The organism is Leucobacter sp. USCH14 (genome assembly GCF_037619215.1).
Classification (GTDB): Bacteria; Actinomycetota; Actinomycetes; order Actinomycetales; family Microbacteriaceae; genus Leucobacter.
Map to the genome: position 1 here is coordinate 89,807 of NZ_JAQPZP010000010.1, position 24,120 is coordinate 113,926.

Genomic DNA, 24,120 nt, shown 5'->3' on the forward strand with positions numbered 1-24,120 from the left:
GCGGCAGGGGGCGAGGCGGGGCCGTCGTGCTCAGTCATAGTCGTTCCCTAAGGTAGCAAGCTCGTCGTCCGACCACCCCTCGCCGACCCACTGCACGTGCAGCTCACCGAGCGGCTCCGCCTGTTCGAAGGTGACGGCGGAGCGACGGTACAGCTCCAGGATCGCGAGGAAGCGCGCGACCACCACGCCTCGCTCGTCGACCCCGGCGACCAGCTCGCGGAAGGATCGGGATCCGCCGGGCACGCGTGCACCCACGCCTTCGCCCGCCGCTCCCCCGGCGCCGCCGCGCAGCAGCGCCACGACGATGGCGGCCTGCTCGCGGATCGATACGAGCGGCGCGTGCAGGTGATCGAGGCCGACCGTCGGGATCTCGCGCGGCGCGAAGGCGAGCGTCGCGATCGCGGCGAAGTCGGCGGGGCTGAGCGTCCAGACGAGCTCCGGGCCGCGCGAGCGGTACTTCGCGTCGAGCGGCACCTGGCGGGGGTGGCGGGCACCCTCGGCGTCGAGGCGATCCCGGAACCAGGAGCTGGCCTGCTTGAAGGCCCGGTACTGCAGCAGGCGGGCGAACAGCAGGTCGCGGGCTTCGAGCAGCGCGATGTCTTCGGCGTCCACGACCTCGCCCTGCGGCAGCAGGCTCGCGATCTTCATGTCGAGCAGCGTCGCGGCGACGACCAGGAACTCCGAGGCGCGGTCGAGCTCGACGACGCCCTGGCCCTCGATCGTCGTGAGGTAGGCGATGAACTCGTCGGTCACGAGGCTCAGTGCGACCTCGGTGATGTCGAGCTCGTGCTTGCCGATCAGATTGAGCAGCAGGTCGAACGGCCCGTCGAAGACGTCGAGGCTGACGCGGAAGCCGTCGTCGGCGGGCACCGGATCCGCGCCCGCCGCAGCGGCTTCCGGATCCGTGTCCACCACCATGGCGCTAGGCGACGGCGCCGCGCTGCACGAGCTCGCGGGCCAGCTTGAGGTACGCCTCGGAGGCGGCGTTCGAGGGGGCGTAGTCGAGGATCGGCTTCGCGGCGATCTGCGCGTCGGGCAGTTTGACGGTGCGACCGATGACGGTGTCGAAGACCTTGTCGCCGAAGGTGTCGACGACGCGCTCGAGCACCTCGCGGGCGTGGAGCGTGCGCGCGTCGTACATGGTCGCGAGGATGCCGTCGAGCTCGAGCGCCGGGTTCAGGCGGTCGCGCACCTTGTCGACGGTCTCGACGAGCAGGGCGACGCCGCGCAGCGCGAAGTACTCGCAGGCGAGCGGGATCAGCACGCCGTGGCTCGCGGTGAGCGCGTTCACGGTCAGCAGCCCGAGCGAGGGCTGGCAGTCGATCAGGATCACGTCGTAGTCACCTGCGACCTTGCGCAGCACGCCGCCCAGGATCTGCTCGCGCGCGACCTCCGTGACGAGGTGCACTTCGGCGGCGGAGAGGTCGATGTTGGCGGGGATCACGTCGAGTCCCGCCGTGCCGGTCTGCTGAATCGCGTCGCGCGGATCCTTCACCTCGCCGAGCATCAGGTCGTAGATGGTGGGCACGTCGTGGGCCGGAACGCCGAGGCCGGCCGACAGCGCGCCCTGCGGGTCGAAGTCGACCGCGAGCACGCGGCGCCCGTACCGTGCGAGCGCCGCGGCGACGTTGATCGTGCTCGTCGTCTTGCCGACGCCGCCCTTCTGATTGCACATCGCGATGATGCGCGCGGGTCCGTGGCGGTCGAGCTGCTTCGGGGCGGGAATGACGCGTTCGGGTCGCCCTGTCGGCCCCAGTTCGACCTGTTTCGCCATACCCGGTCTCCTCCCGCTCGCTGACATTCCATCCTAGCCTGGCGCATGCGTCGCTAGGATCGGGGATCGTGACGGAACCGCGCGCGACTCCCAGCGCCGCCGCGCGTCTCCGCACCGAGGTGGAGCGGTCGGCTGCGGCGAGCGCGATCGAGCTCGACGACGCGCAGCGCGAGCTCCTCGCCGAGATCGCCGAGCTGGCCGGTGGGTGGGGCGATGAGCGGACTCCGAGCGGCGTCTTCATCCACGGGCCGGCGGGGCGCGGCAAGACCTGGCTCGCGTCGCAGATCTTCGATGCGATCGAGGTACCCGCCTCCGCGAAGCGCCGCGTGCACTTCCACACGTTCTTCCAGGAGCTGCAGCGCCGCTTCGGCGCGCAGATGACCGCCCGCGCCGCGATCGAATCGACGGTCGCCGAGCTGCTCGACGGGGCACGCGTGTTCTTCTTCGACGAGCTGCACGTGCACGACCCGGGCGGTGCGAGCCTGCTGAATCGTCTCATCGCCGAGCTGGTCGAGCGCCGCATCCCCACGCTCTTCACCTCGAACTACGAACCCGAGGGCCTGCTCGCGAACCCCGTGTTCCATCACGTGGTCGAGCCGAGCATTCGCCTCATTCGCGAGCATTTCGCCGTGCGCACGCTCGACGGGGGAAGCGACTACCGCACGCTGACACCCACGGAGGCCGCCCGGCACGGCTTCGCCTCGGGGCGCTGGATCGCGTTCGGTGCGTCAGTCTCAGCGGCAAGCGCCGCCCGCGCCGCCGGGCTGACCCCGCCCGAATCGCACGAGTCGATCACCGTGCTCGACGGGCACCGCGCCCTGCGCGCGCTCGCGGTGCGTCGGAGCGAGGCGGCGCAGGGCGCCGGAGCGACCACCGAGGTCTGGTTCGACTTTGCCGACCTGCTCGAATCGCCGTCGATCGCCGAGGATTACCTCGACCTCGCCGCCGAGTTCGATCGCTGGGTGCTCGTCGATGTGCCGCCGCTGTCGCAGGCGAGCCGCGAGGCGCGGCAGCGGTTCGTCGCGCTGCTCGACGTGCTCGTGCACGCGGACCTGCCGCTCACCGTGCTGGCCCGCACCGACCGCGCCGCGCTCGTGGATCTCGCCGACCCTCCGGCAGATCTGTTCCGCACGGCGAGCCGCCTGGCGCTGCTGCGCGATGGCGGCTGGCATCGCTGACCGGCGCGAGCGCCTCGCTGATCAGAGATCGAGCAGATCGAGCGCTTGCACTTTTCGGTGGCTGACGAGGCTCGACAGGATCACCGAGCTCTTCGTTCGGGTGACGGCCGGGTGCCGCGACAGCTCGAGCAGCAGCTCCTGCAGGTGCGCCGTGCTTCTCGCCACCATGCGGCACTGCACATCGGCCCCGCCGGTCGTCACGAACGCTTCGATGACGTGCGGGAGGCCGTCGAGCAGCTCGGTGATGGGCTCGAGTTCGCCCTGCTGCACGTTGAGCTGCACCCAGGCCTGCACCTCCAGCCCCATCGATGCCAGGTCGAGCTGCGTCTCGTGGCCGATGATGATGCCGCTCTCCCACAGCCGGTCGAGTCGCGCTTTGAACGTCGTTCGGGAGACGCCGACGTGCTCGGCCATCTCCCCGAGGGTGGCGCGCGGCATATCGCGGAGGGTGCGGAGCACGCGCCGATCGAGATCATCGATGATCTGCTCGGGAAGTCGACTCACCGTGCCCTCTTTCTCTTCGATCAGCGGGAAGCACCGTCTCGCGAGCAGTTTACCCACGGATGCGAACTCGCGCCCAAAATCAAGGTAATTCCTCAAATACACTTGCAAAAGAACGCCTTTATAGCTAGGTTGGTATGCAATCCGAAACCAAAGACGTATTCGGCTTCTCATTATGGAGATACCTTGAATCTCGGCATCACCCTCATGATCATCGCCTATCTGCTCGTCATGTTCTTCATCGCCGCATGGCTGAAGAAGCGCGTGCACACCGACACCGATTACCTGCTCGCCGGCCGCAGGATGGGAGCCGGCCTGATCGCCGTCATGCTGCTCGCCACGAACTTCGGGGGCGCATTCGTGCTCGGCACCAGTCAAGACGCCTATTCGGTCGGCTTCGCCGCCATCTCCTTCGCCATTGGAATCTTCGTCGGGCTGGTCTTCCTCGCTCTCTTCGTCGCGAAGCGCGTGCGGGCCGGCAGCTTCGTCACCGTACCCGACTTCCTGCACGCGCGCTTCGGCAGCCAGCCGGTGCGGCTGCTCGCGTCGACGCTCTCGGTGCTCGCGCTCACGGGCATTCTGGCGGGGCAGGTGGGTGCGGCAGGGTCGGCATTGACCGCGCTCGGCCTGAGCCAGGTGTGGGGCGCCATCGTCGGCGTCGTGCTCATCATCGCGTTCACCGTGCTCTCGGGCATGTGGGGGGTCGCGGTCACCGATGCGATCCAGTTCGTGGTGATCGTCGCCGGCATGATCCTCGTCGCCGTCATAGCTGTCGGCGCCGCTGGTGGGTTCGCGACGATCACGTCGACGTTCGAGTCGTCGGGCGTTGCGCAGCCCTTCAACCCGCTGAACCAGGGCTGGTCGTTCATGCTCGGCGCCGCGCTTCCCGTCGTCGTGCACAAACTCGTCGGTCAAGACGTGATGCAGCGCGTCTTCTCGGCGAGGTCCGTGCGCGCCGCCGCGAGCGGGGCCGGCATCGCAGGAGTGCTCACCGCCGCCTTCGCCGTCGTTCCCGCTATCGCCGGCATGGCCGCTCGCACGATCTTCCCGGATCTCGACCCGAGTATCGGCGTCATGCCCGCACTCATCGAGAATGTGCTCCCCGTCTGGGCCGCCGGCATCCTCCTCGCGGCGATCATCTCCGCGGTCGTCTCGACCGCGGACGCGCTGCTGCTCGCAGCGGTCAGCAACATTTCGAACGATTTCCTGCAGCGCTTCCGCCACTTCCGCGACAGCCCGCAGAGCCAGCTCCGCTGGTCGCGCATCATCACCGTCGCACTCGGCGTCATCGCGCTCGGTTTCTCACTGCTCGTGCCAGGCATCATCCAGATTCTGACGATGGCCTTCACCATGTACGGCTCCGGCGTCTTCGTCGCCTTCATGTTCGGACTCTTCACCCGGTTCGGAGGGCGCTACGCGGCGCTCGCCTCGATGGCCGCCGGCGCGATCACGGGCCTGCTCGGACTCACCGGCGTTCTCGTCATCGGCGCGGTGCCGACCATCGTCACCGCGGTCGGCGTCTCCCTCATCGTCTATGTCGTCGTCGCCGCGCTCGCCCGCGAGACCCCGTCGCGACTCCCCGCTCAGCAGGATCGCGCAGTGGCGCATGTCTGAACGGGGCTCATCACCGTCGAAGGGCGCCGTGCAACGCGTCGTCGCGGTGACCGGGGCGGCATCGGGAATCGGTGCGGCGATCGCGGCGCGGCTCCGCTCCGATGGAGCAGAGGTCATCGGCCTCGACACCGCCGCCGCACCGGGAGTGCAGCGGTTCGACGTCTCCGACGAGCAGCAGTGGGGCGAGCTCCAGCGATCGCCGGGATCCGGCCTGCCGATCACGGGTCTCGTGCACGCGGCCGGCGTCCGTGCCCGGAGCCCTTTGGCGGAGACATCGCTCGACGATTTCCGGCGCGTGCTCGACGTCAACGCCGCCGGAACCTTCCTCGCGCTCAGGTGGGCGGCTCGCCGCGATCCGTCGCAGTTTCAGAACCACGAGTTCGCGGTGGTCGTGCTGTCATCGGCGACCGTGGACCGTCGCGTCGAGCATCAGGTCGCGTACAACGCGTCGAAGGCGGCGGTGACGGCACTCGTGCGCTCGGCGGCGCGCGAGCTCGCCCCGTTCGGCGTCCGGGTGAACGGCATCGCTCCGGGATCGATCCGCACGCCCATGACCGAGGCGGGCTGGGAGGATCCCGGTCACTCGGCGCGCATGCGCGCCGAGATCCCGGCGCGACGCCCGGGCACGGGTGACGAGGTCGCAGACGCGGCCGCCTTTCTGCTCGGCCCCGAGAGTTCGTACTGCTTCGGCACGGTGATGACGGTCGATGGCGGCTGGACCGCCTGACCCCCTGCCCATTACCTCCACGCCCCATCCGAAACAAGAAAGGAACATCGTGACCTACGATCCCTACGACGCGCTTCCCGAGGTCGCCGCGTTCGATCTATCCTCCACCTCGTTCGCCGACGGCGACCGGCTCCCCCTCGCACAGGTGGCCGGGATGCTCGGCTCGGGCGGTGAGGACCGCCTGCCGCAGCTCTCCTGGAGCGGGGCGCCCGACGGCGTGCGCAGCTACGCGATCACCTGCTTCGATCCCGACGCTCCAACGGCCAGCGGGTTCTGGCATTTCGCCGCCTACAACATCCCCGCCTCGGTGACCGAGATCGAAGCCGGTGCCGTGCAGCTCGACACTGTGACTGACGCCTTCCCGTCTGAGGCTCGAGTGCTGCGCAACGACGGTGGTATCGCCGGCTTCGTGGGGGCCGCCCCGCCGCCCGGGCACGGGGATCACCGCTACATGTTCGTCGTGCACGCGTTGAGTGCGGAGTCGCTCGAACTCGACGAGCTCGCCTCCCCCGGGCTTCTCGGCTTCCAGCTCTTCGGCGCCACGCTCGGCCGCGCCCGCATCACGGGCGTCTACGGCCACTGAGCGCTCGAGGGTTCGCGCCGCTCGGCGATCGTGAATACCGATCCGCGCGAACCCTCGCCCGGGTACGCTCGTCGCGTGCCCCTTCCCGACCCACCGCAGCGAGCCGCGCCGCTCGGCGTGCGCGCACCCTTCGGCGCACGCCTCGCCTGGCGGGCTCTCGCGAGCGATGAGGATCGCCGTACCGTCGCCCACGCACTCCTCGCGTCGATGCTCGCGCCGACCGAGCCGCGGTCGGTGCGCATCATCCGCCAGTGCCCCTCCTGCGGCAGCAGCGCGCACGGCGCGCCCATCGCACGGCTGCCGGGCACCAGCACCAGCACCGGCGAACCCGCTCCGCTCATCAGCATCAGCTACACGACCGGCCTCGTCGCGGTCGGCGTCGCGCCGGCCGGGACCGAAGCCTTCGGCATCGACATCGAGCTCGATGACGGGGCGACCCGTGCGCGGGTCACAGCCGCACTCGGCGCGCGCACCACCCTCGATACCTGGACCCGGCTCGAGGCCGTCGCCAAGGCCCGCCGCACCGGGCTCCGCGACGCCTACGCAGACGTGACCTTCGTCACGCACGATGACGGGACGTGGCGCGTGCGCCCCGGGCCGGCAGACGCCCGCGATCCAGCACCGCTCGAAGCGCTGCACGGCGCCGGCCCGTACGGCGCCGACATGCACGGCGCCGACCTGCGCGTCGCAGCGAGCCGGGGCGGCGCCCCCGCGATCCTCAGCCTCGCCTACGCGCCCGGCAGCCTGGGACCCGCGCCCACGGGTGGCTCCACCGGCAGCTCGGGCAGCGCTTCGGCGTAGATCCACGATTCGAGCACCGCATCGACGCGCACGGGGCTGAGCGACTGCGCCAGCGCGATGAAGTCGGCCGTCGAGACGAGGCGGTGCCGGTAGGCGCTCGTCCACTCCAGCAGGAGCGCGCGAAACGGACCCTCCCCCATGATGCGCCGCAGCGCCTCGAGCAGCAGCGCCCCGCGCTTGTACACGCGGTCGTCGAACATGTCGCTCGGGCCCGGGTCGGCGAGCAGCAGGTCCTGCGGCAGTGCTGCCAGGCGCTCGTGATGATGGGCGGCGAGCACGGCGATCGATGGGCCGCCCGATGCCTCCGACCAGATCCACTCCGCGTAGCAGGCGAAGCCCTCGTTGAGCCAGATGTCCTGCCACCGGGCGACCCCGACGCTGTTGCCGAACCACTGGTGGGCGAGTTCGTGAGCTATGAGCCGCTGCTCGCTCGGAGCCTCGTGGTTGCGGCCGAAGGTGGCCATCCCCTGCGCTTCGAGGGGGATCTCGAGCTCCTCCTCGGTCACGACGATGGTGAGGTCCTCCTGCGGGTACGGGCCGAACCACTCCTCGAAGGTGTCGATGATGCGCGGCACGGGGGCGAAGGCGCGCTGCACGAGGCGGGCGCGGGCGGGGGGCGCGACGAGCCGTGCACGCGAACCGAGCCGGTATTCGGCGTACTCGCCGATGTGCGCGGCGACGAGGTAGGTCGCGGTGGGCACCGTGCTCGTGAACGTGCGGGTCGTCTTGCCGGATCGCCCGGTCACCGTGCCCGGTACTCCGGTGACGGCCACGAAGAAGCCGCGGTCCGTGGTGAACGAGATCGTATAGGTGGCGCGGTCGTCGACCCGGTCGTTGCAGGGGAACCAGGTCGGGGCGCCCGTCGGCTGCGACGCGACGAGGGCGCCGTGCTCGAGCTCCTCCCAGCCGAGCTGACCCCAGCGGGAGCGTCGCGGGCCGGGCCGGCCCGAGTAGTCGATGTCGAGCTGCAGCGATGTGTCGGCGGCCGCCGGCTCGACGAGGCGGATCGTGACCGCGTGCGGCGAACGCTTCACGTGCCGCTGCAGCACCCCGTCGACGCGCACCTTGTCGGCGCTCAGCCCGATGAGGTCGACGCGCAGCTGATCCGTCTCGTGCAGCACCCGGATGTCGAGACGCGCACGCCCCTCCAACCGATTGGTGCGCGGCGTGTACCGCAGTGCGAGGTCGTAGTGCGCGACGGAGTAGGCGGGGTCTCCGCTCGTCGGCGTATAGGGATCGCTCATCGTCTTCCGAGACCGCACGATCACTTCGTCGACTGGTAGGCGCGCAGTTTGAGCGCCCGCCACGGGCCGATGGGGTTGCCGCTCCAGCGCGACCCGACGGGCACGCTCTCGCCGCGCATCACGAGCGACGCGGGGCCGACGGTCGCGTGCGCCCCGATCTCGGCTGCGGGCAGAATGACGCTGTGCGGGCCGAGTGTGGCCCCCGCGGCGAGTTCGACGGTATCCATGCTCATGATTCGATCATGGAAGAGGTGCGTCTGCACGACGCACCCCCGGTTGACGGTGGATCCGTCGCCCAACGTCACCAGATCGGGCTCGGGCAACCAGTAGGATTCGCACCACACGCCCGTGCCGACCTTCGCCCCGAGCGAGCGCAGCCAGACGGCGAGCGCGGGGGTCCCGGCGGCGGCGCGCGCGAACCAGGGGGCCGCGAGCATCTCGGTGAAGGTGTCGCTCACCTCCGTGCGCCACACGAAGCTCGACCAGAGCGGGGCCTCGCCGGCGCGAATGGGGCCGACGATCGCCCACTTCGCGGCGGTGGTCACCCCGGCGGCGACGGCACCGGCGGCGAGCATGACGACGCCCGAGAGCAGCACCGTCCAGACGGGGCCGACCGTCGCCCAGAGCCACGCGAAGGCGAACAGCACCACGAGGCCGAGCGCCGCTGTCGCGAATACCGCGAGCATGCGGCCGAGTTCCCAGAGCGCGCGGGCCGCGCGAAGGCCGGCTCCGGGGTGGTAGGTGCGGCTGTCGTCGCCGCCCTGCGCGAGGCGGCGCAACCGCACGGGCGGCGAGCCGAGCCACGACGACCCGGCCTTCGCCTTGCTCGGCGCGACCGAGAGCACGGCGACGAGCGCGTCCTTCGGAACGCGATGACCCGGGCCGGCCATGCCCGAGTTGCCGAGGAAGGCGCGCTTGCCGATGCGCACGCGGCCGATGCGCATCCATCCGCGGTGCAGCTCGTACGAGGCGACCATCGTGTCGTCGGCGAGGAACGCCCCGTCGTCGATGCGGGTCATCGTCGGAATCAGGAGCACGGTCGATGCCTCGACGTTGCGACCGACGCGGGCGCCGAGCAGGCGCAGCCACGCGGGAGTGATCAGACTCGAGTACATCGGGAAGAGGAAGCCGCGGGCCGCATCGAGCAGCCGCTCGGTGCTCCAGCTCTGCCAGCCGATGCGGCTGTGCACCGGGAACGTGCCCTCCGCGAGGCCGATGGCGAGCAGGCGCACGAGCACGACCACCGCCCCCGCGTACACCGCACCCGTGACGAGCACGGCGGGAACGAGCCAGGCGAGTGCGGCCAGCAGGGCGCCGCCCAGGGTATCGGCGCCCTGCATGCCCATCGCGACCACCGTGCCACCCGCGGCGAATGCGACGAACGGCAGCAGCGCGAGCACCACCGAGGAGAGGGCGTAAGCGAGACGCCAGACCGGCCGGTGCGGCGGCCGCTTCTCGGGCCACTCCTCCGCGCGATTGCCGCCGATGCGCACGGCGGGCGATCCCGCCCAGGTCTGCTGCGCCTTCACGCGGCCGAAGACGGCGGATCCGGGGGCGATCTCCGCCCCGTCGTCGATGCGCGTACCCGGTGCGAGCGTGCTGCGCGCCCCCACGGTCACGTCGCTGCCGATCCTCACCGCTCCGACGCGCAGCAGATCGCCGTCGATCCAGTACCCGGTCAGGTCGACCTCGGGTTCGATCGCCGAACGCGCCCCGACCGAGAGCATTCCCGTGATGGGCGGCAGCGTGTGCAGGCTCACGTCCTTCGCGATCTTCGCTCCGAGGGCGCGCGCGTACACCGTGATCCACGGCGCCCCGGCGAGCCCGACCGCGTCGACCTGCTGCGCGAACTGCTCCGCCAGCCAGAGCCGCATGTGCACCGCACCGCCGCGCGGGTAGTCGCCGGGCCGCACGCCCGCGAGCAGTACTCGGGCGACCAGCGCGGCGATCGCCATCTTGCCGAACGGAGTCGAGAGCACGAGGATCGCCAGCAGCACGACCTGCACCGGCGCGCTCGGCAGCGCATCGAATCCGGTCGTGAGGTTCAGGATCGTGCCGGCCGTGAGCAGGTACACCAGCCAGCGCAGACCGCTCGCGATGAACAGCGGCACCCCGGCGAGCGTCTGCAGCCACTGGGTGCGACGCGGCGTCGGAGCCGGCTGGTGGAAGCCGTCGTCGTCATTCGCCTCGGAGACCGCCGAGATCGCCTTCGCCATCGCCCCGAGACGCGGCACGTCGTAGATGTCGGCGACGGTGAACTCGGCGACGCGGGTGCGGATCCGCGAGACCAGTTGCGCCGCCGCGAGCGACCCGCCGCCGAGGTCGAAGAAGTCGGCGTCGCGCCCCGGCACGGGCACGCCGAGCACGGCCTGCCATTGAGCCGCCACCCACTGCTCGCTCTCCGTGAGGCCCGTGGCAGCCGGGGCGTCGACCCCCGGAAGCGGCCAGGGCAGCGCCGCGCGATCGACCTTGCCCGAGGTGCGCATCGGCAGCGAGTCGACCACCGCGAGCAGCGGCATCACTCCGGCAGCGAGGCGCTCCGACAGGTGCTCCCGCGCGAGCGCGCGATCAAGCGGCTCCTCCCCTTCGACCACGAGGTAGCCGACGAGCACCGGCACTCCCGACTCGCTTGAGCGCACCGCGGCCGCAGCGGCCGTCACGCCCGGCAGCTCCTGCAGCGCGTTCTCGACCTCGCCGAGCTCGATGCGGCGGCCGCCCACCTTGACCTGGTCGTCGGCCCGCCCGAGAAACATGAGACCGGTCGGCTCGTATCGCACGAGGTCGCCCGAGCGGTAGGCGCGCTCCCACCCGAGCTCGGGCATCGGCGCGTACTTCTCAGCATCCTTCGCGGGGTCGAGATAGCGCGCGAGACCGACGCCCCCGATGATGAGCTCCCCCGACTCCCCCGGCGCGACACGTCGGCCGGAGGCGTCGACCACCGCGAGGTCCCAGCCGTCGAGGGGCAGGCCGATGCTGATCGGCGATACTCCGTCGAGCGGGCACCCGCATGCGACGACCGTCGCCTCGGTCGGGCCGTACGTGTTCCACACCTCGCGCCCGGGCTCCAAGAGCCGGGCCGCGAGCTCCGGCGGGCACGCCTCACCGCCGAAGATCAGCAGCCGCACGTGCTCGATCGCCTCGCGCGGCCACATCGCCGCGAGCGTCGGCACCGTCGAGATGACGCTGATGCTCTGGCGCACGAGCCACTGCGCGAGGTCCTCCCCCGCGCGCACGATCGCTCGCGGCGCGGGGACGAGGCACGCGCCGTGCCGCCAGGCGAGCCACATCTCCTCGCACGACGCGTCGAACGCGACGGAGAGGCCGGCGAGCACGCGGTCGCCCGGGCCGAGCGGATCCTGCTGCAGGAACATGCGCGCCTCGGCATCCACGAACGCGGCGGCGGAGCGGTGCGTCACGGCGACGCCCTTCGGCACCCCCGTCGAGCCCGAGGTGAAGATGATCCAGGCGTCATCATCGGGTGTCGGATCCGCACCGGCGCCGTCCGGCGACTCGTGCGGCGCGGGCGACCCGGGTGCCGCGGTGGCAGCGCTCCGCTGCTCCCGAAGCACGAACCCGTCGTTCCCCACGATGCCCACGACTCCGGCCTCGCCGAACACCAGCCGGGCGCGCTCGTCCGTGTCGTCGGCGTCGACGGGCACGTAGGCGGCGCCCGCGAGCATGATGGCGAGAATCGCGATGTAGAGCTCCTGCGATCCCGAGTCGATGCGCACTCCGACACGGTCGCCCCGCTGCACGCCCGCCCGGCGCAGCTCGTCGGCGCGCACCTCGACGGCGACGAGCAGCTCCCGGTAACTGAGCGCTCCCGCGCCCGCATCGATCGCGGAGGCCTCGGGGTGCGACTCGGCACTCGCGCGCAGGATGTCGATGAGCGTGCGCTCGGGGGCGGCGTGGGAGCCGCGGGTCAGCGGAACCTGCGGATCCTGCGGAACCTGCGGATCCTCGCTCGGAGTGGCATTCACGGGACGGTATCTACTTCGCTGTCGGCATGGTGCCGCGGGTGCCGGATTCGGGCAGCGCGGGCGGTCTGCTTCGAATATGTCACCTGAGACGATCGACGCGTGACCGTATCGCCGAGATTTCGGCCCTCGGCACCGAACCTTTCCCGTTCGGCAACCTGCCGTTCAACCGAGGGGCGGCTAGGTGGCCCGCGGGTGGGCGAGCAGGTAGTGCTCGCGCAGGGTGTCGGCGGTGACCTGCGTGTAGATCTGCGTGGTCGTCACAGAGGCGTGGCCGAGCAGCTCCTGCACGGTGCGCACATCGGCGCCCCCGGCCAGGAGGTGCGTCGCGAAGGAGTGGCGCAGCGTGTGCGGGGAGATCTCCTGCGTGAGCTCCGCGCGCTCGGCAGCGGCCTTGATGACGAGCCAGGCGCTCTGCCGCGACAGTCGCGCGCCCCGCGGACCCACGAACAGCGCCGGAGTGCCCGAACCACGCGCCGCCATCGCGGGTCGCGCGCGCACGAGATAGGCGGCGAGCGCTCTGCCGGCGTAGCTGCCGTAGGGCACGATGCGCTGCTTCGCCCCCTTGCCCGTCACCTGCACGAAGCCGCCCCCGCCCAGGGCCGACTCGGGGTCACCGCCCGCTTCCTCATGGCCGGGAGCCGCCAGCAGGTCGTCGACGTCGAGGGCGGTGATCTCGCTGACGCGAGCGCCGCTCGCATACAGCAGCTCGAGCAGGGCGCGGTCGCGAAGGCCCACCGGGTCGTCGCCGCCCGCGGCGCGCAGCAGCGCTTCGACGTCTTCGATCGGCAACGCCTTCGGCAGCCGCTGCGCACGCTTCGGGGTGCGCACCCCGCTCCCGGCGTGCGCTTCGAGCAGCCCCTCCTCGAACAGGAACCGGTGCATGCCGCGCACCGTCGAGAGGCGCCTGGTGATCGACGCGGCGGCGAGCGGCGGTCTCGGCTCGCCCTCGGGCGTGATCTGCGGGCTCGCCAGGTCGGCGACGTACTCCGAGAGGGTGTCCGGGGTGACGCTGCCGAGGTCGGTCGTGCCTCGCCGGGCGAGCCAGGCGGCGTACGCCGCGAGATCCCGTCGATACGCGGCCTGGCTGTTCGCCGAGAGACCGAGTTCGAGCGCCACGTGTCGCAGGTACCGCTCGGTTCCCTGGGCGACGGTGAGCGGCATCAGTGCGATTTCTCTCCCCGCACCGCGTCGCGGCCCTTCCAGGGGAGGTCGGGATCGCGCAGCGTCCGCCACCCGCGCGCGCGAGCGGCGGCGGCGGCGAGCACGGCGTTCGCCGTGACCGTGTTCTGCACGCGACCGTCGAGCACCGCGTCCACGACGTCATCGAGCGGCACCCACTCGGGGTGGAGTTCGGCTTCCTCGTCCGAGCGCACGTAGTCGTGCTCGACCGGCGAGAGCCCGCGTGCGAGGAAGATGCGCATGGACTCCGTCGAGCTGCCGGGTGCCAGGAACAGGTCGAGCAGCAGGTGCCACCGCTCGGCCTGCAGGTCGACTTCCTCCGCGAGTTCGCGCCGCGCGCCGACGAGCCCGGATTCCCCGGGCACGTCCATCAGGCCCGCCGGAATCTCCCAGAGCCGGTGACCGGTGGAGTGCCGGTACTGCTTGATGAGGAGCACCCGATCCGCGTCGTCGAGCGCGAGCACTGAGACGGCGCCCGTGTGATCGAGGTATTCGCGTTCCAAGTCGGTGCCCGCGAACGCGAACCGGTCGCGGCGCATGTCCCAGACCGCGCCGTGCGCGAGCACCGTGCTCTCCTCGACGCGCACGTCGTCGGCGCGCTCGTCGGCCAGTGAGGCGACCGCGTCGGCGCGCTCGTCGGCGGACGAGTCGCGCACCGCCTCACCCACACCGCTCTCCGGCGCGCCGACGACGTCACTCACCGTTCTCGACCTCGAACAGCTGAGCGGCGTCGCGACGATGAATCGAGGCCTCGACGAGCCCCGCGAAGAGCGGGTGCGGCGTTCCGGGCCGCGAGCGGAGCTCGGGGTGCGCCTGGGTGGCGATGTAGAACGGGTGCACGTCGGTCGGCAGCTCGACGTACTCGACGAGCGCCCCGTCGGGGCTGGTGCCCGAGAACGAGAGCCCCGAGGCTCCGATCTCGTCGCGGTAGCGATTGCTGACCTCGTAGCGGTGACGATGGCGTTCGGTCGCGGTCGGCGCACCGTAGAGCGACGCTGCGAGCGATCCCTCGGTGAGAGCGGCCTCGTACAGGCCGAGTCGCATCGTTCCGCCGAGGTCTCCGCCGTCGATGATGTCGACCTGCTCGGCCATTGTGGCGATCACCGGAACCGGGGTCTCCGGGTCGAACTCCGTGGACGACGCGCCCTCGAGTCCCGTCACGTTGCGCGCGTACTCGATCACCATGCACTGCAGGCCGAGGCACAGGCCGAGGGTCGGAATGTGGTTCTCGCGCGCGAAGCGCAGGGCTCCGAGCTTGCCCTCGATGCCGCGAATGCCGAAGCCGCCGGGCACGCAGATGCCGTCGACGTCTCCGAGCGCCTCGAGTGCGCCCTCGGGCGTCTGGCAGCTGTCGGAGGGCACCCACCGGATGTTGACCTTCGTGGAGTGCGCGAATCCGCCTGCGCGCAGCGCCTCGGTGACGGAGAGGTACGCATCGGGCAGGTCGATGTACTTGCCGACGAGCGCGAGCGTCACCTCCCCCTTCGGGTGGTGCACAGCGTCGAGCACGGGCTGCCAGCCCGCCCAGTCCACGTCGTTCGCGCGGTCGGCGAGGCCGAGATTCTCTACGATGATGCTGTCGAGGCTCTGATCGTGGAGCAGCTGCGGCAGGTCGTAGATGCTCGGCACGTCGATGGCGTTCACGACGGCCTCTTCGTCGACGTCGCACATCAGCGCGATCTTGCGGAGGTTGTCGTCGGTGACCGGCCGGTCGCTGCGGAGCACCAGCGCGTCCGGCTGGATGCCGATCGAGCGCAGCGCGGCGACGGAGTGCTGGGTGGGCTTGGTCTTCTGCTCACCCGAGGCACCCATGAAGGGCACGAGTGAGACGTGCACGAAGAAGACGTTCCCCCGGCCGAGCTCATGACGCACCTGGCGCGCCGATTCGAGGAACGGCTGCGATTCGATGTCGCCGACCGTGCCGCCGACCTCGGTGATGATGACATCGGGGCGGGGCGTCTCAGAGGCCTGCAGCCGCATGCGGCGCTTGATCTCATTGGTGATGTGCGGGATCACCTGCACGGTGTCGCCCAGGTACTCGCCGCGTCGCTCCTTGGCGATGACGGTCGAGTAGATCTGCCCCGTCGTGACGTTCGCCGCCTGCGAGAGATCGATTCCCAGGAATCGCTCGTAGTGCCCGATGTCGAGGTCCGTCTCCGCGCCGTCGTCGGTCACGAAGACCTCGCCGTGCTGGAAGGGGTTCATCGTGCCCGGATCCACATTGAGATAAGGATCGAGCTTCTGCATGACGACGTGCAGACCGCGCGCCGTCAGCAGGTTTCCGAGACTGGCGGCGGTGAGGCCCTTGCCCAGCGAAGAAACGACACCTCCGGTCACGAAGATGTGTTTGGTGATTCCGGTCTGGTCCGCGCTCTGCTCTGTTCCCACGGGCTTCAATCCTATCAGTTCCACTCGGTCGTGTGGGCGCTGCGTCAGCGCATCTCCTGACGCGGCACCCACACCTGCTTGATGATCATGAGCACCGCCGCGGTGACCGGGATCGCCACGAGCGCCCCGAGCAATCCGAGCAGGGTGCCGCCTGCGAGCGCGCCGATGACGACGAGTGCGCCGGGCACGGATACGACCCGGTTCATCACGCGCGGCGTCAGCAGGTACGACTCGATCTGCATGTAGATGAGGTAGTAGACGGCGGCGATGATCGCGGTGGTCGGCTCGTCGAACAGTGCGACGACGGTGACGAGCACCGTCGCGACCACCGATCCGATCAGCGGAATCAGCGCCAGGAAGAAGACGCCCACCGCGACCAGGCCCGCGAACGGAACATCCACGATGGTCATCATCACGAACCCGAGCACCGCGTTGATGAAGGCGAGGATGACCATGCCGTTGACGTACCCGCCGACGGACTTCGTGACCTGCTCCGTGATGTCCATCACCTTCGCCCGGCCCGACCGCGGCACGAGCGAGTAGAAGGCCCGCTTCATCGCACGCAGCGAGGCGAGAAAGTAGAGGGTCAGGATCAGCACGATGAGCCCGGCCGTCAGGCCGTTGGCGATGCCGATGCCCGCCTCCCATACCCCGCCCGCGACCTGCGCCCAGTTCTCGGGCTTGCTGACGAAGTCCTGGCCGATCTCGAGCAGCTGGTCGAAGTCGATGAACTTGCCGAAGCGCTGATCGAGATCCACGAACCACGGCTGTCGCATGATGTCCCGCACCAGCCAGGGCGCGCTGCGCACGAGCAGCGTGATCTGGTTCGCGATCATCGGGATGATGATCGCGAGCAACCCGGCGATGATGAGCACGAAGCCGCTGAACACGACGGCGATGCCGAGCGGGCGGTTCAGCCCGCGCCGCTGCAGTGCGCGCACGACCGGGTCGAGGCTGAGCGCGATGAACAGCGCCGACGCCACGTACATGATGATCGTGGTGAGCTGCTGGATCATCCCGCCGAAGAGCAGCGCGACCAGCACGCCGAGCGTGATGGTGAAGCCGAGCTGGAACGGCCCGCGGATCACGAACTCGCGCGTACGGGCCCTCGCCCGCTCCTCGCGGGCGTCGACCGCCGCTTCGCGTGCGTCGCGGTACATCTCCCGCGTCTCGGAGTCCATCTGCTCGAGATCGGCGTGCTTCACGTCCGGGTGCGTGTCGAGATACTCCGCCTTCGCGGCCGCATCGTCGTTGATATCCGGCTTCCTCGGAACCCGAGCGCTCAACCGGCCGAACCACTTCACCATGTGTGGAGCGTAGCAGTGTCCGGGGACACTGCTACGCTCACACGGAATCGCGCAGCGCCAGCAGTTCGGCTGCGTGCTCGAGCGCGCTCTCGGAATCGCTGAGCCCCGAGAGCAGACGCGCCATCTCGGCCAGACGTGCGTCGCCGTCGAGCCGCCGGCAGCTGCTCTCCGTGAAGCCTCCCGCCGAGTCCTTCACCACCTGCAGGTGGTTCGAGGCGAACGCCGCGACCTGGGCGAGGTGGGTGACCACAATGACCTGCGAGGTTCGCGACAGGCGCGCCAGGCGGCGGCCGATCTCGATCGCCGCGGCCCCGCCGACGCCGGCGTCGACCTCGTCGAACACGAAGGTCGGCACCGGGTCCACGGCGGCGACCACGACTTCCAGCGCCAGCATTACGCGCGAGAGCTCGCCCCCGGAAGCGGTCTTCGCAACGGGTCGCGGCGCGGCACCGGGGTGCGGACTCAGCAGCAGCTGCACGTCGTCTCCGCCCGAGGATCCGAGTGCGCTCGCAGGCGACACGTCGACCACGAACTCGGCGTCGGGCAACGCGAGCTGCCGCAGCTCGGCCGTCACGAGCTCCGACAGTCGAGCGGCGGCGGCCGTCCGCTGCTCGGTCAGCCGAGCGGCGAGTGCGCTCTCGCGCTCCGTCTCCGCGTCCAACCGCTCCGAGAGTTCATCGACCAGCCCGCCGTCGCCGTCGAGTTCCGCAAGTCGCAGCGCAGCCGCCTCCGCGGTGGCGATGACGGCAGCGCTGTCGGCGCCGTACAGCCGGAACAGCCCGTTCAACGCGGCGAGACGATCGTTCGCGCGGGCGAGTTCGCCCGGCCCCTCCTCGTCGAGGTCGCCCGCGTAGGCCGCGAGTTCCTTCGCGGCATCCGCGACCTGGAAGCTCACACCGCGCAGCGTCTCGAGCACCGCCGCGAGCCGCGGATCGAAATCGGCGACCCGTTCGAGCTCGCGTACGGCCTCATCGACGAGGCCTCCCGCGTCGCGTGCGAGGGGCTCGTCGGATTCGCTCGCGAGCGCCTCGTGAGCCGTCGACGTGGCCGACCGCAGCGCCTCGACGTTGCTCAGCAGCTCGATTCGCCCGGCGAGCTCGGTCTCCTCGCCGGCCTGCGGATCGACGGCGGCGATCTCCTCGAGCTCCGCCCGCAGTCGCGCGGCCTCCGCAGCGCGCTCGTCGCGCGACTCGGTCAGCTCCCGAACGCGCTCGCTGAGGCGCTGACGCTCCCGGTGGCTGTCGCGGTACTCCGCAAGGGTGCTCGCGATCGCCTCGCCTCCGAAGCGATCCAGCGTGTCGCGCTGCGCTGCGGTCGACTTGAGACGCAGCTGCTCCGACTGGCCGTGCACGGCGAAGAGGCGATCGGCCAGACGCCCGAGGCTCCCGGCCGGGGCGCTCGCCCCGCCGATGCCCGCACGGCTGCGCCCCTCAGCGCTCACGATCCGGCTGAGCACGAGCTCGCCGTCCTCGATCTCACCGCCCAGCTCATCGACGATGTCGGCGACGGTCTCGTCCATAGTGCGGACGATCCCGTGCACGCGCGCCTGGCTCGCACCCGAGCGCACCGCTCCGGCGTCGCTGCGCTCCCCCATCAGGAGGCCGAGCGCGCTCACGACCATGGTCTTGCCGGCGCCGGTCTCCCCCGTGATCGCGGTGAACCCCGGGCCGAGCGGAACCGTCGAATCGACGATGACGCCCAGATCCCTGATCCTGAGTTCTTCGATCATGCGACCTCCCCACCGCGTCGGCTGCCGCGCCATCCCGACGTCGGCAGGTGGAACTTGCGAACGAGCCGATCGGAGAAGACGCCGGCGTTCAGGCGCGCGAGCTTCACCGATTCGGCGGATCGGCTGACCGTCACCACCGACCCAGCGGGCAGCTCGGTGCGACGCCGCCCGTCGCACCACAGCACTCCGGGCCCGATGTTCTCGGGCAGGATGCGGACGCGCAACTCGGAGTTGGTTCCGGTGACCAGGGGCCGGTCGAACAGCGCGTGCGCCGCGATCGGCACGATGAGCATGGCCTGCACCGTCGGCCAGACAATCGGGCCGCCGGCCGAGAACGCGTACGCCGTCGAACCGGTCGGGGTCGCGAGCACGACTCCGTCGCAGGCGAACGTCGAGATTGGGCGGCTGTCGACACCGATCTCCACCTCGAGCATGCGGCGCTGCTTCTCGACGCTCGCCTCGTTGAGCGCCCAGGTGTCAGCGATCGTCCGACCGTCGAACGTCGCCCTGACGTCGACGGTGAGCCGTTCTTCGACCGTGTAGTCGCGACGCAGCACCCGGTCGATGGTGGTCGTCAGATCGAAGCTCTCCATCTCCGCGAGAAAGCCCACGTGGCCGAGGTTCACTCCGACGATCGGGCATTCCGATCCTCGCAGCAGCTCGGCGGCGCGGAGGATCGTGCCGTCACCGCCGAGCACGATGGCGGCTTCGAGCTCGGTCACTGCAACCTCTGCACCGAGCAGGGCGGTCCGTTCCACTTCGAGGTGCGGCGAGAAATCGACGCGATCCTGCGCATCGAACACCGGGACGACGTCCGCCGCGAGCAGCGCGGTCACCGCCTCGACCGTTGCTGCGACCGCTTCGTCGCGGTGCGTGTGCGAGACGATCAGGATCCGCCGTGGTTCGTCGAGCTGCATGCTCATCGCCCTTCGTCCGCTCGTGCATGGTCGCTGTTCGAACGCGCACCGTGAGCCCCGGTGAGCTCGGCGACGCGCGCCTCCCATTCTGTCGCACCGGTCTCGCCGCCGCGCACGAAGTGCGCCAGGAACTCGCGGTTGCCCCGCGCGCCGGTCACCGGCGACACCGCCAGACCGCCCGGCGTGAACCCGTGCTCCTCCGCGGCGTGCATCACCCCGAGCACCGCATCGCGCCACTGCCCCGGCGACGTGACGACGCCGTCCTTCACGCGGCCGACTTCGAACTGCGGCTTGACGAGCAGCACCAGCTCGGCATCCGGGGCGGCGCACGCCGAGATCGCTGGGAGCACCAGGCGGAGCGAGATGAACGACAGGTCGGCGACGACAAGGGTGGGAGCCTCGGAGATCCCTGTGTCGGCGGCGAGGTTGCTCGGCGTGAGCTCGCGCGCGTTGCGCCCCTCGACGAGCTTGACGCGCGAGTCATCGCGCAGCTGCGGCGCGAGCTGATCGTGGCCGACATCGATGGCGAGCACCGTGCGCGCGCCGCGCTCCAGGAGCACCTGTGTGAAGCCTCCCGTGGACGCGCCCAGATCGAGCGCAACGCGGTCGGCCGGGCCGACCTGGAACTCCTCCAGCGCGGCGAGCAGCTTGTGCGCCGCGCGGCCCACGTACTGATCGTCGCCGGCGACCACCACGAGGTCGCCCGAGGCGACTCTCGTGCCGGGCTTCGCGGCGGCGACGCCGTTGACCGCGACGTGACCGCCCCCGATGAGTTCCGTCGCGCGGCTCCGAGAGCGAGCGAGGCCGAGAAGCGGCAGCACTCGGTCGAGGCGCTGCGCATCGCCCGCCCAGGTGGCGCGGCGGTCGACCGGCGACTCAGGCGCCGCCATGGTCGCCTCTCTGCAACTCGGCGAGGAGTTCGTCATGCACCTGCTCGAACATCTGGGCCCGGTGCGCAAGCGGTTGCGACTCGATCAGCTCGATGCGGCTCAGCAGCCCGTCGCTCGCGGCATCCCCATCGCCGGAGCGCGCGGAGCTCTCGACCGCCTGCCCCTCGCGCTTCTCGGTTTCGCCCATGCCTCAAGACTAGCGAGGACCGCCGACACGAGTGCCGGGGGTCAACGCCAGTGATCCTCGTAGAGGATCTCCGGCACCTTGAGGCCGTAGATCGCAAGCCCCGAGGCCCAGATGGCCGCGCACCCCGCACGAAGCAGGTTGATCGCGGAATCGCCCTCGGCGACGACCGAGGCGATGTGCCCGTCCATGCGCACCTTCGCCGAACCGACCTGCATCGTCCCATCTCGCAGGCGCTCCGTGGTGGGGTACGGCTCATGCAGCTCGGTGAGCGATGCGACGATGAAGTCGGGGCGCATGTCCTGAGACGCCGCCACGAGCTGCTTCGGCCGGTCCACCCCGGTCAGCACGTGCAGCGAAGGGATGCCGGCCGCGATCGCGCCCTTGATGTCGGTATCGAGGCGATCCCCGATCATGAGGGCGTTGCGCGTGCCGAAGCGCTCGAACGCGGCCTCGAAGATCGGCGTCTCGGGCTTTCCAGCGAAGACCGGCAGCCGCTGCACCGCGGTATGCACTGCGGAGACGAGCGTTCCGTTGCCGGGCGCAAGGCCACGGGCCACGGGAATCGTCCAGTCCGTGTTCGTCGCGATCCAGGGCAGAGGATCCCGACCCGGCTCCTCCGCGAGTGCGAACGCGGCCTCGGCCAGATGCGCCCAGCCGACCTCGGGGGCGAACCCCTGAACGACGGCCGCAGGATGCTCATCGGCGCTCCGGGTCACCTCGAAGCCCGCCTTCTCAAGCTCGTCGACGAGCCCATCGCCGCCGATCACCAGCACCCGAGACCCAGCGGCCACGGTCTGCCGCAAGACGGTCACCGCGGCCTGGGGCGAGGTGACGATCTCGGAGGCCTCCGCCTGCAACCCGAGCTCGCGCAGGTGCGCAGCCACCGTCTCATCGGTGCGCGATGCGTTATTGGTCACGTATCCGACTCGCACCGCTTGCCCGGCCCGATTGAGCTCCGCAACGGCATGCGGGATCGCGTCGGGCCCGCGGTAGATCACGCCGTCGAGGTCCGCGAGCACGAGCTCGCGGCCCTCGATCGGCGCTGCGCCGAGCGCAGTGGATCGTTTCCCGAACCACCCCATCAGTCGCGCCGCTCCGTCTCCGAATCGGACCCCTCGAGCGCCTGCGTCGTCGCCTTCGACTCCTCGTCGGCACCGGTGATCCCGGCCGCCGCGAGCAACTCGTCCACCTCGTCCTCGATCGACATCTCCTCGTCCGCTCCAGCGGCTCCCGTCGTCGCGGGCGCGTCACCCGGCACCTGGTCCACGGTCTGGAACTCGCCGATGACCTCTTCGGCGGCCTCGTTCTCGATCTCCGCTTCGACCTCGGTCTCGACCTCGTCCTCATAGACCTCGAACACCTCGAGCTCATCGTGCGACCCGTGGTGCGCCTGCAGTGCGCGCGCGGCGCGCTCTGCATGATCCAGCCACTTCGCCGCCTCCTGCGAACGGCCGAGATCTTCGAGCACCGCCGAGTACGCGGCGAATAGGTCGGGGCTCCACGAGAAGGCCTTCGACGGGTTCAGCTCGGGAATCTCGAGTTCGAACAGCGCCTGCTGCGTCTGCCCCAGATCCAGTCGTGCGCCCGACATCGCAATGGCGAGATGCACGCGCTGCTCCGTATCCAGCTTCGACGCGTCCACTTCGAGGCCCGTTTCGATCGCCTTATCGGGCCGGCCGAGCCCGCGTTCGCAATCCACCATGAGCGACACGTGCCCGTCGAGGCCGCTTAGACGGCGATAGGTGCGCAGCTCGCGAAGGGCGAGCGCGAAGTCGCCCGTGCGATAAGCGGTGATGGCCAGGGTCTCGCGAGCAACGGGGATGCGCCCCGCGCGGCGGTTCGCCGAGAGGGCGTGCTGATGCGCGAGCTCCGGGTCGTCGTCGATGAGGAAGGCGACCATAGCCAGGTGGCGGGCGACACGCTCCTGCACGTCGGCCTGCAACGTCTTGAGTTCATTGCGAGCCGACGGGTGCAGATCCTTCGGCTGGACCTCCTCGGGCAGAACCGGGTCGCGATGGTCCGAACGCACCGGGCGCAGCTCGTGCTGCAGACGCTCAGCCTCGGTGAACGTGCGGTCGCGGCCACCGCGGTCGCTCCGCCCGGCGCCGCGAGTGCCGCCCCGGCCGTACGCAGGTGCTGCATCACGCTGCGGACGACGATCCTCGCGATCGCCGAACTCACGCCGCGGACGACGGTCGCCGTCCCGCTGCGGACGACGGTCGCCGTCGCGTTCGCCGAAGTTCCGCTGGGAACCGCGATCATCGCGCTGCGGGCGACGATCGTCGCGGTTGCCGTACTGCGGGCGGCGGTCATCGCGATCACCGAACTCCCGCCGCGGGCGGCGGTCGCCATCCCGCTGCGGCCCGCGATCGTCGCGGCCGCCGAAGCCCTTTCGCGGTCCTCGGTCATCGCGCTGCGGGCGACGATCGTCACGGTCACCGAAGTCGCGACGCGGCGATCGCTGATCGCGGTCGCTCGAGCCACCCCGACGAGGCTCGCGATCGTCGCGGCTCCCGTACTGGGGTCGGCGGTCGCCATCGCGCTGCGGCCGACGGTCGCCATCGCGCTGCGGCCGACGGTCGCCATCGCGCTGCGGCCGACGGTCGCCATCGCGCTGCAAGCGCCGATCCCCATCACCATCCTCGAACCTCCGCCGGGGCCCGCGATCATCGCGGTCGCCGAAGCTCCGGCGAGGCGCGCGGTCTTCGCGCTGCGGGCGACGATCCCCATCGCGCTGCGGCCGACGGTCATCTCGATTCCCGTACTCAGGCCGACGGCGATCCCCATCCCGCTGCGGGCGGCGGTCATCGCGGTTGCCGTAGTCGGGACGACGGCGGTCGCCGCCGTTCGACGACCGCGGCCCACCGGCGTTCCGCTCGCCGCCTCCACGCTGTTTCCGGGGACCACGATCCGAGGAATCGTTCCGATCGGGTCGTTCATTCATGAGGTGCCTCCGAAAATCAGCGCTGTTGAAATGTCTATAACAAGCGAAAGGGCCGCACAATGCGAGCCAGCTTTGGCTCTCACTGTACGACCCTTTCTGTAAAAGGTGTCCGGCGGTGTCCTACTCTCCCACAAGGTCCCCCTTGCAGTACCATCGGCGCAGTCAGCCTTAGCTTCC

General features: G+C 70.2%; 21 protein-coding genes and 1 rRNA gene. 6 read left to right on the forward strand and 16 right to left on the reverse strand.

The features are described 5' to 3' along the window. Positions 1-30: 30 nt before the first annotated feature. Both PQI23_RS10960 and PQI23_RS10965 read right to left on the reverse strand, forming a co-directional pair. Positions 31-918: a segregation and condensation protein A gene (locus tag PQI23_RS10960; protein WP_339974447.1), complete on the reverse strand. Its 888-nt coding sequence runs from the start codon at positions 916-918 to the stop codon at positions 31-33. 4 nt (positions 919-922) lie between these two features. Next, on the reverse strand, positions 923-1,774 hold the full coding sequence (locus PQI23_RS10965; RefSeq protein ID WP_339974449.1) for a ParA family protein: 852 nt from the start codon (positions 1,772-1,774) through the stop codon (positions 923-925). A 68-nt stretch (positions 1,775-1,842) separates the two neighbouring features. On the opposite strand from PQI23_RS10965, the gene zapE reads away from it, so the two are divergent. After that, a complete protein-coding gene (gene zapE, locus PQI23_RS10970; RefSeq protein WP_339974451.1) occupies positions 1,843-2,952 on the forward strand; it encodes a cell division protein ZapE in 1,110 nt (369 codons plus the stop codon). 21 nt (positions 2,953-2,973) lie between these two features. On the opposite strand, the gene PQI23_RS10975 is transcribed toward zapE, so the two are convergent. Continuing rightward, positions 2,974-3,456 carry an Lrp/AsnC family transcriptional regulator gene (locus PQI23_RS10975; protein ID WP_339974453.1) on the reverse strand — a complete coding sequence of 161 codons (483 nt, stop codon included), beginning with the start codon at positions 3,454-3,456 and terminating at the stop codon, positions 2,974-2,976. A gap of 183 nt (positions 3,457-3,639) precedes the next feature. On the opposite strand from PQI23_RS10975, the gene PQI23_RS10980 reads away from it, so the two are divergent. From PQI23_RS10980 to PQI23_RS10995, 4 genes are all read left to right on the forward strand, one after another. Beyond that, complete coding sequence (locus tag PQI23_RS10980) at positions 3,640-5,067, forward strand: sodium:solute symporter family protein (RefSeq protein WP_339974455.1); 1,428 nt, start codon at positions 3,640-3,642, stop codon at positions 5,065-5,067. Further along, positions 5,060-5,794: an SDR family NAD(P)-dependent oxidoreductase gene (locus tag PQI23_RS10985; protein WP_339974457.1), complete on the forward strand. Its 735-nt coding sequence runs from the start codon at positions 5,060-5,062 to the stop codon at positions 5,792-5,794. The genes PQI23_RS10980 and PQI23_RS10985 overlap by 8 nt, the downstream gene beginning before the upstream one ends. A gap of 49 nt (positions 5,795-5,843) precedes the next feature. Continuing rightward, positions 5,844-6,377, forward strand: coding sequence for a YbhB/YbcL family Raf kinase inhibitor-like protein (locus PQI23_RS10990; protein WP_445238427.1), 534 nt, complete (start codon positions 5,844-5,846; stop codon positions 6,375-6,377). A 75-nt stretch (positions 6,378-6,452) separates the two neighbouring features. Beyond that, positions 6,453-7,178 carry a hypothetical protein gene (locus tag PQI23_RS10995; protein ID WP_339974459.1) on the forward strand — a complete coding sequence of 242 codons (726 nt, stop codon included), beginning with the start codon at positions 6,453-6,455 and terminating at the stop codon, positions 7,176-7,178. Here the strand turns inward: PQI23_RS10995 and PQI23_RS11000 are convergent. The 12 genes from PQI23_RS11000 to PQI23_RS11055 form a co-directional block, all read right to left on the reverse strand. Continuing rightward, positions 7,106-8,422, reverse strand: a complete 1,317-nt coding sequence (locus PQI23_RS11000; protein WP_339974461.1) for a M1 family metallopeptidase — start codon at positions 8,420-8,422, stop codon at positions 7,106-7,108. The two genes, PQI23_RS10995 and PQI23_RS11000, sit on opposite strands and share 73 nt — an antisense overlap. 20 nt (positions 8,423-8,442) lie before the next feature. Next, a complete protein-coding gene (locus PQI23_RS11005; RefSeq protein WP_445238428.1) occupies positions 8,443-12,402 on the reverse strand; it encodes a Pls/PosA family non-ribosomal peptide synthetase in 3,960 nt (1,319 codons plus the stop codon). Between the two features lie 177 nt (positions 12,403-12,579). Continuing rightward, positions 12,580-13,563: a site-specific tyrosine recombinase XerD gene (locus PQI23_RS11010; RefSeq protein ID WP_339974463.1), complete on the reverse strand. Its 984-nt coding sequence runs from the start codon at positions 13,561-13,563 to the stop codon at positions 12,580-12,582. Further along, on the reverse strand, positions 13,563-14,282 hold the full coding sequence (locus PQI23_RS11015; protein WP_339974465.1) for an NUDIX hydrolase: 720 nt from the start codon (positions 14,280-14,282) through the stop codon (positions 13,563-13,565). Before PQI23_RS11015 ends, PQI23_RS11010 begins: the two co-directional genes overlap by 1 nt. Continuing rightward, complete coding sequence (locus PQI23_RS11020; protein ID WP_339974467.1) at positions 14,275-15,969, reverse strand: CTP synthase; 1,695 nt, start codon at positions 15,967-15,969, stop codon at positions 14,275-14,277. The genes PQI23_RS11015 and PQI23_RS11020 overlap by 8 nt, the downstream gene beginning before the upstream one ends. A 44-nt stretch (positions 15,970-16,013) precedes the next feature. Further along, positions 16,014-17,276, reverse strand: a complete 1,263-nt coding sequence (locus PQI23_RS11025) for an AI-2E family transporter (protein ID WP_339974469.1) — start codon at positions 17,274-17,276, stop codon at positions 16,014-16,016. A gap of 37 nt (positions 17,277-17,313) precedes the next feature. Then, a complete protein-coding gene (recN, locus tag PQI23_RS11030; RefSeq protein ID WP_339974470.1) occupies positions 17,314-19,005 on the reverse strand; it encodes a DNA repair protein RecN in 1,692 nt (563 codons plus the stop codon). Then, entirely contained in the window at positions 19,002-19,928 is a 927-nt protein-coding gene (locus tag PQI23_RS11035; protein ID WP_339974472.1) for an NAD kinase, read from the reverse strand. The genes recN and PQI23_RS11035 overlap by 4 nt, the downstream gene beginning before the upstream one ends. Next, a complete protein-coding gene (locus PQI23_RS11040; protein WP_339974474.1) occupies positions 19,925-20,812 on the reverse strand; it encodes a TlyA family RNA methyltransferase in 888 nt (295 codons plus the stop codon). The genes PQI23_RS11035 and PQI23_RS11040 overlap by 4 nt, the downstream gene beginning before the upstream one ends. Then, positions 20,799-20,999 (reverse strand): hypothetical protein, encoded by a 201-nt coding sequence (locus PQI23_RS11045; RefSeq protein WP_339974476.1) that lies wholly within the window; start codon positions 20,997-20,999, stop codon positions 20,799-20,801. The genes PQI23_RS11040 and PQI23_RS11045 overlap by 14 nt, the downstream gene beginning before the upstream one ends. A gap of 41 nt (positions 21,000-21,040) precedes the next feature. Continuing rightward, positions 21,041-22,081, reverse strand: coding sequence for an HAD-IIA family hydrolase (locus PQI23_RS11050; RefSeq protein ID WP_339974477.1), 1,041 nt, complete (start codon positions 22,079-22,081; stop codon positions 21,041-21,043). Further along, a complete protein-coding gene (locus tag PQI23_RS11055; protein WP_339974479.1) occupies positions 22,081-23,028 on the reverse strand; it encodes a hypothetical protein in 948 nt (315 codons plus the stop codon). Before PQI23_RS11055 ends, PQI23_RS11050 begins: the two co-directional genes overlap by 1 nt. On the opposite strand from PQI23_RS11055, the gene PQI23_RS11060 reads away from it, so the two are divergent. Continuing rightward, a complete protein-coding gene (locus PQI23_RS11060) occupies positions 23,014-24,045 on the forward strand; it encodes a hypothetical protein (RefSeq protein ID WP_339974481.1) in 1,032 nt (343 codons plus the stop codon). The genes PQI23_RS11055 and PQI23_RS11060 overlap by 15 nt on opposite strands. A gap of 5 nt (positions 24,046-24,050) precedes the next feature. Here PQI23_RS11060 and rrf read toward each other — a convergent pair. Further along, positions 24,051-24,120: ribosomal RNA gene (gene rrf, locus PQI23_RS13980) — 5S ribosomal RNA — on the reverse strand; the annotation flags it as partial.

What these genes read in the sequence shown, in the direction of transcription:
- PQI23_RS10960 (WP_339974447.1), bottom strand. Translation starts at nt 918, where the DNA reads ATGGTGGTGGACACGGATCCGGAAGCCGCTGCGGCGGGCGCGGATCCG.
- PQI23_RS10965 (WP_339974449.1), bottom strand. Translation starts at nt 1,774, where the DNA reads ATGGCGAAACAGGTCGAACTGGGGCCGACAGGGCGACCCGAACGCGTC.
- PQI23_RS10985 (WP_339974457.1), top strand. Translation starts at nt 5,060, where the DNA reads ATGTCTGAACGGGGCTCATCACCGTCGAAGGGCGCCGTGCAACGCGTC.
- PQI23_RS11000 (WP_339974461.1), bottom strand. Translation starts at nt 8,422, where the DNA reads ATGAGCGATCCCTATACGCCGACGAGCGGAGACCCCGCCTACTCCGTC.
- PQI23_RS11010 (WP_339974463.1), bottom strand. Translation starts at nt 13,563, where the DNA reads ATGCCGCTCACCGTCGCCCAGGGAACCGAGCGGTACCTGCGACACGTG.
- PQI23_RS11025 (WP_339974469.1), bottom strand. Translation starts at nt 17,276, where the DNA reads ATGGTGAAGTGGTTCGGCCGGTTGAGCGCTCGGGTTCCGAGGAAGCCG.
- recN (WP_339974470.1), bottom strand. Translation starts at nt 19,005, where the DNA reads ATGATCGAAGAACTCAGGATCAGGGATCTGGGCGTCATCGTCGATTCG.
- PQI23_RS11035 (WP_339974472.1), bottom strand. Translation starts at nt 19,928, where the DNA reads ATGAGCATGCAGCTCGACGAACCACGGCGGATCCTGATCGTCTCGCAC.
- PQI23_RS11040 (WP_339974474.1), bottom strand. Translation starts at nt 20,812, where the DNA reads ATGGCGGCGCCTGAGTCGCCGGTCGACCGCCGCGCCACCTGGGCGGGC.
- PQI23_RS11045 (WP_339974476.1), bottom strand. Translation starts at nt 20,999, where the DNA reads ATGGGCGAAACCGAGAAGCGCGAGGGGCAGGCGGTCGAGAGCTCCGCG.
- PQI23_RS11050 (WP_339974477.1), bottom strand. Translation starts at nt 22,081, where the DNA reads ATGGGGTGGTTCGGGAAACGATCCACTGCGCTCGGCGCAGCGCCGATC.
- PQI23_RS11060 (WP_339974481.1), top strand. Translation starts at nt 23,014, where the DNA reads ATGGTCCGAACGCACCGGGCGCAGCTCGTGCTGCAGACGCTCAGCCTC.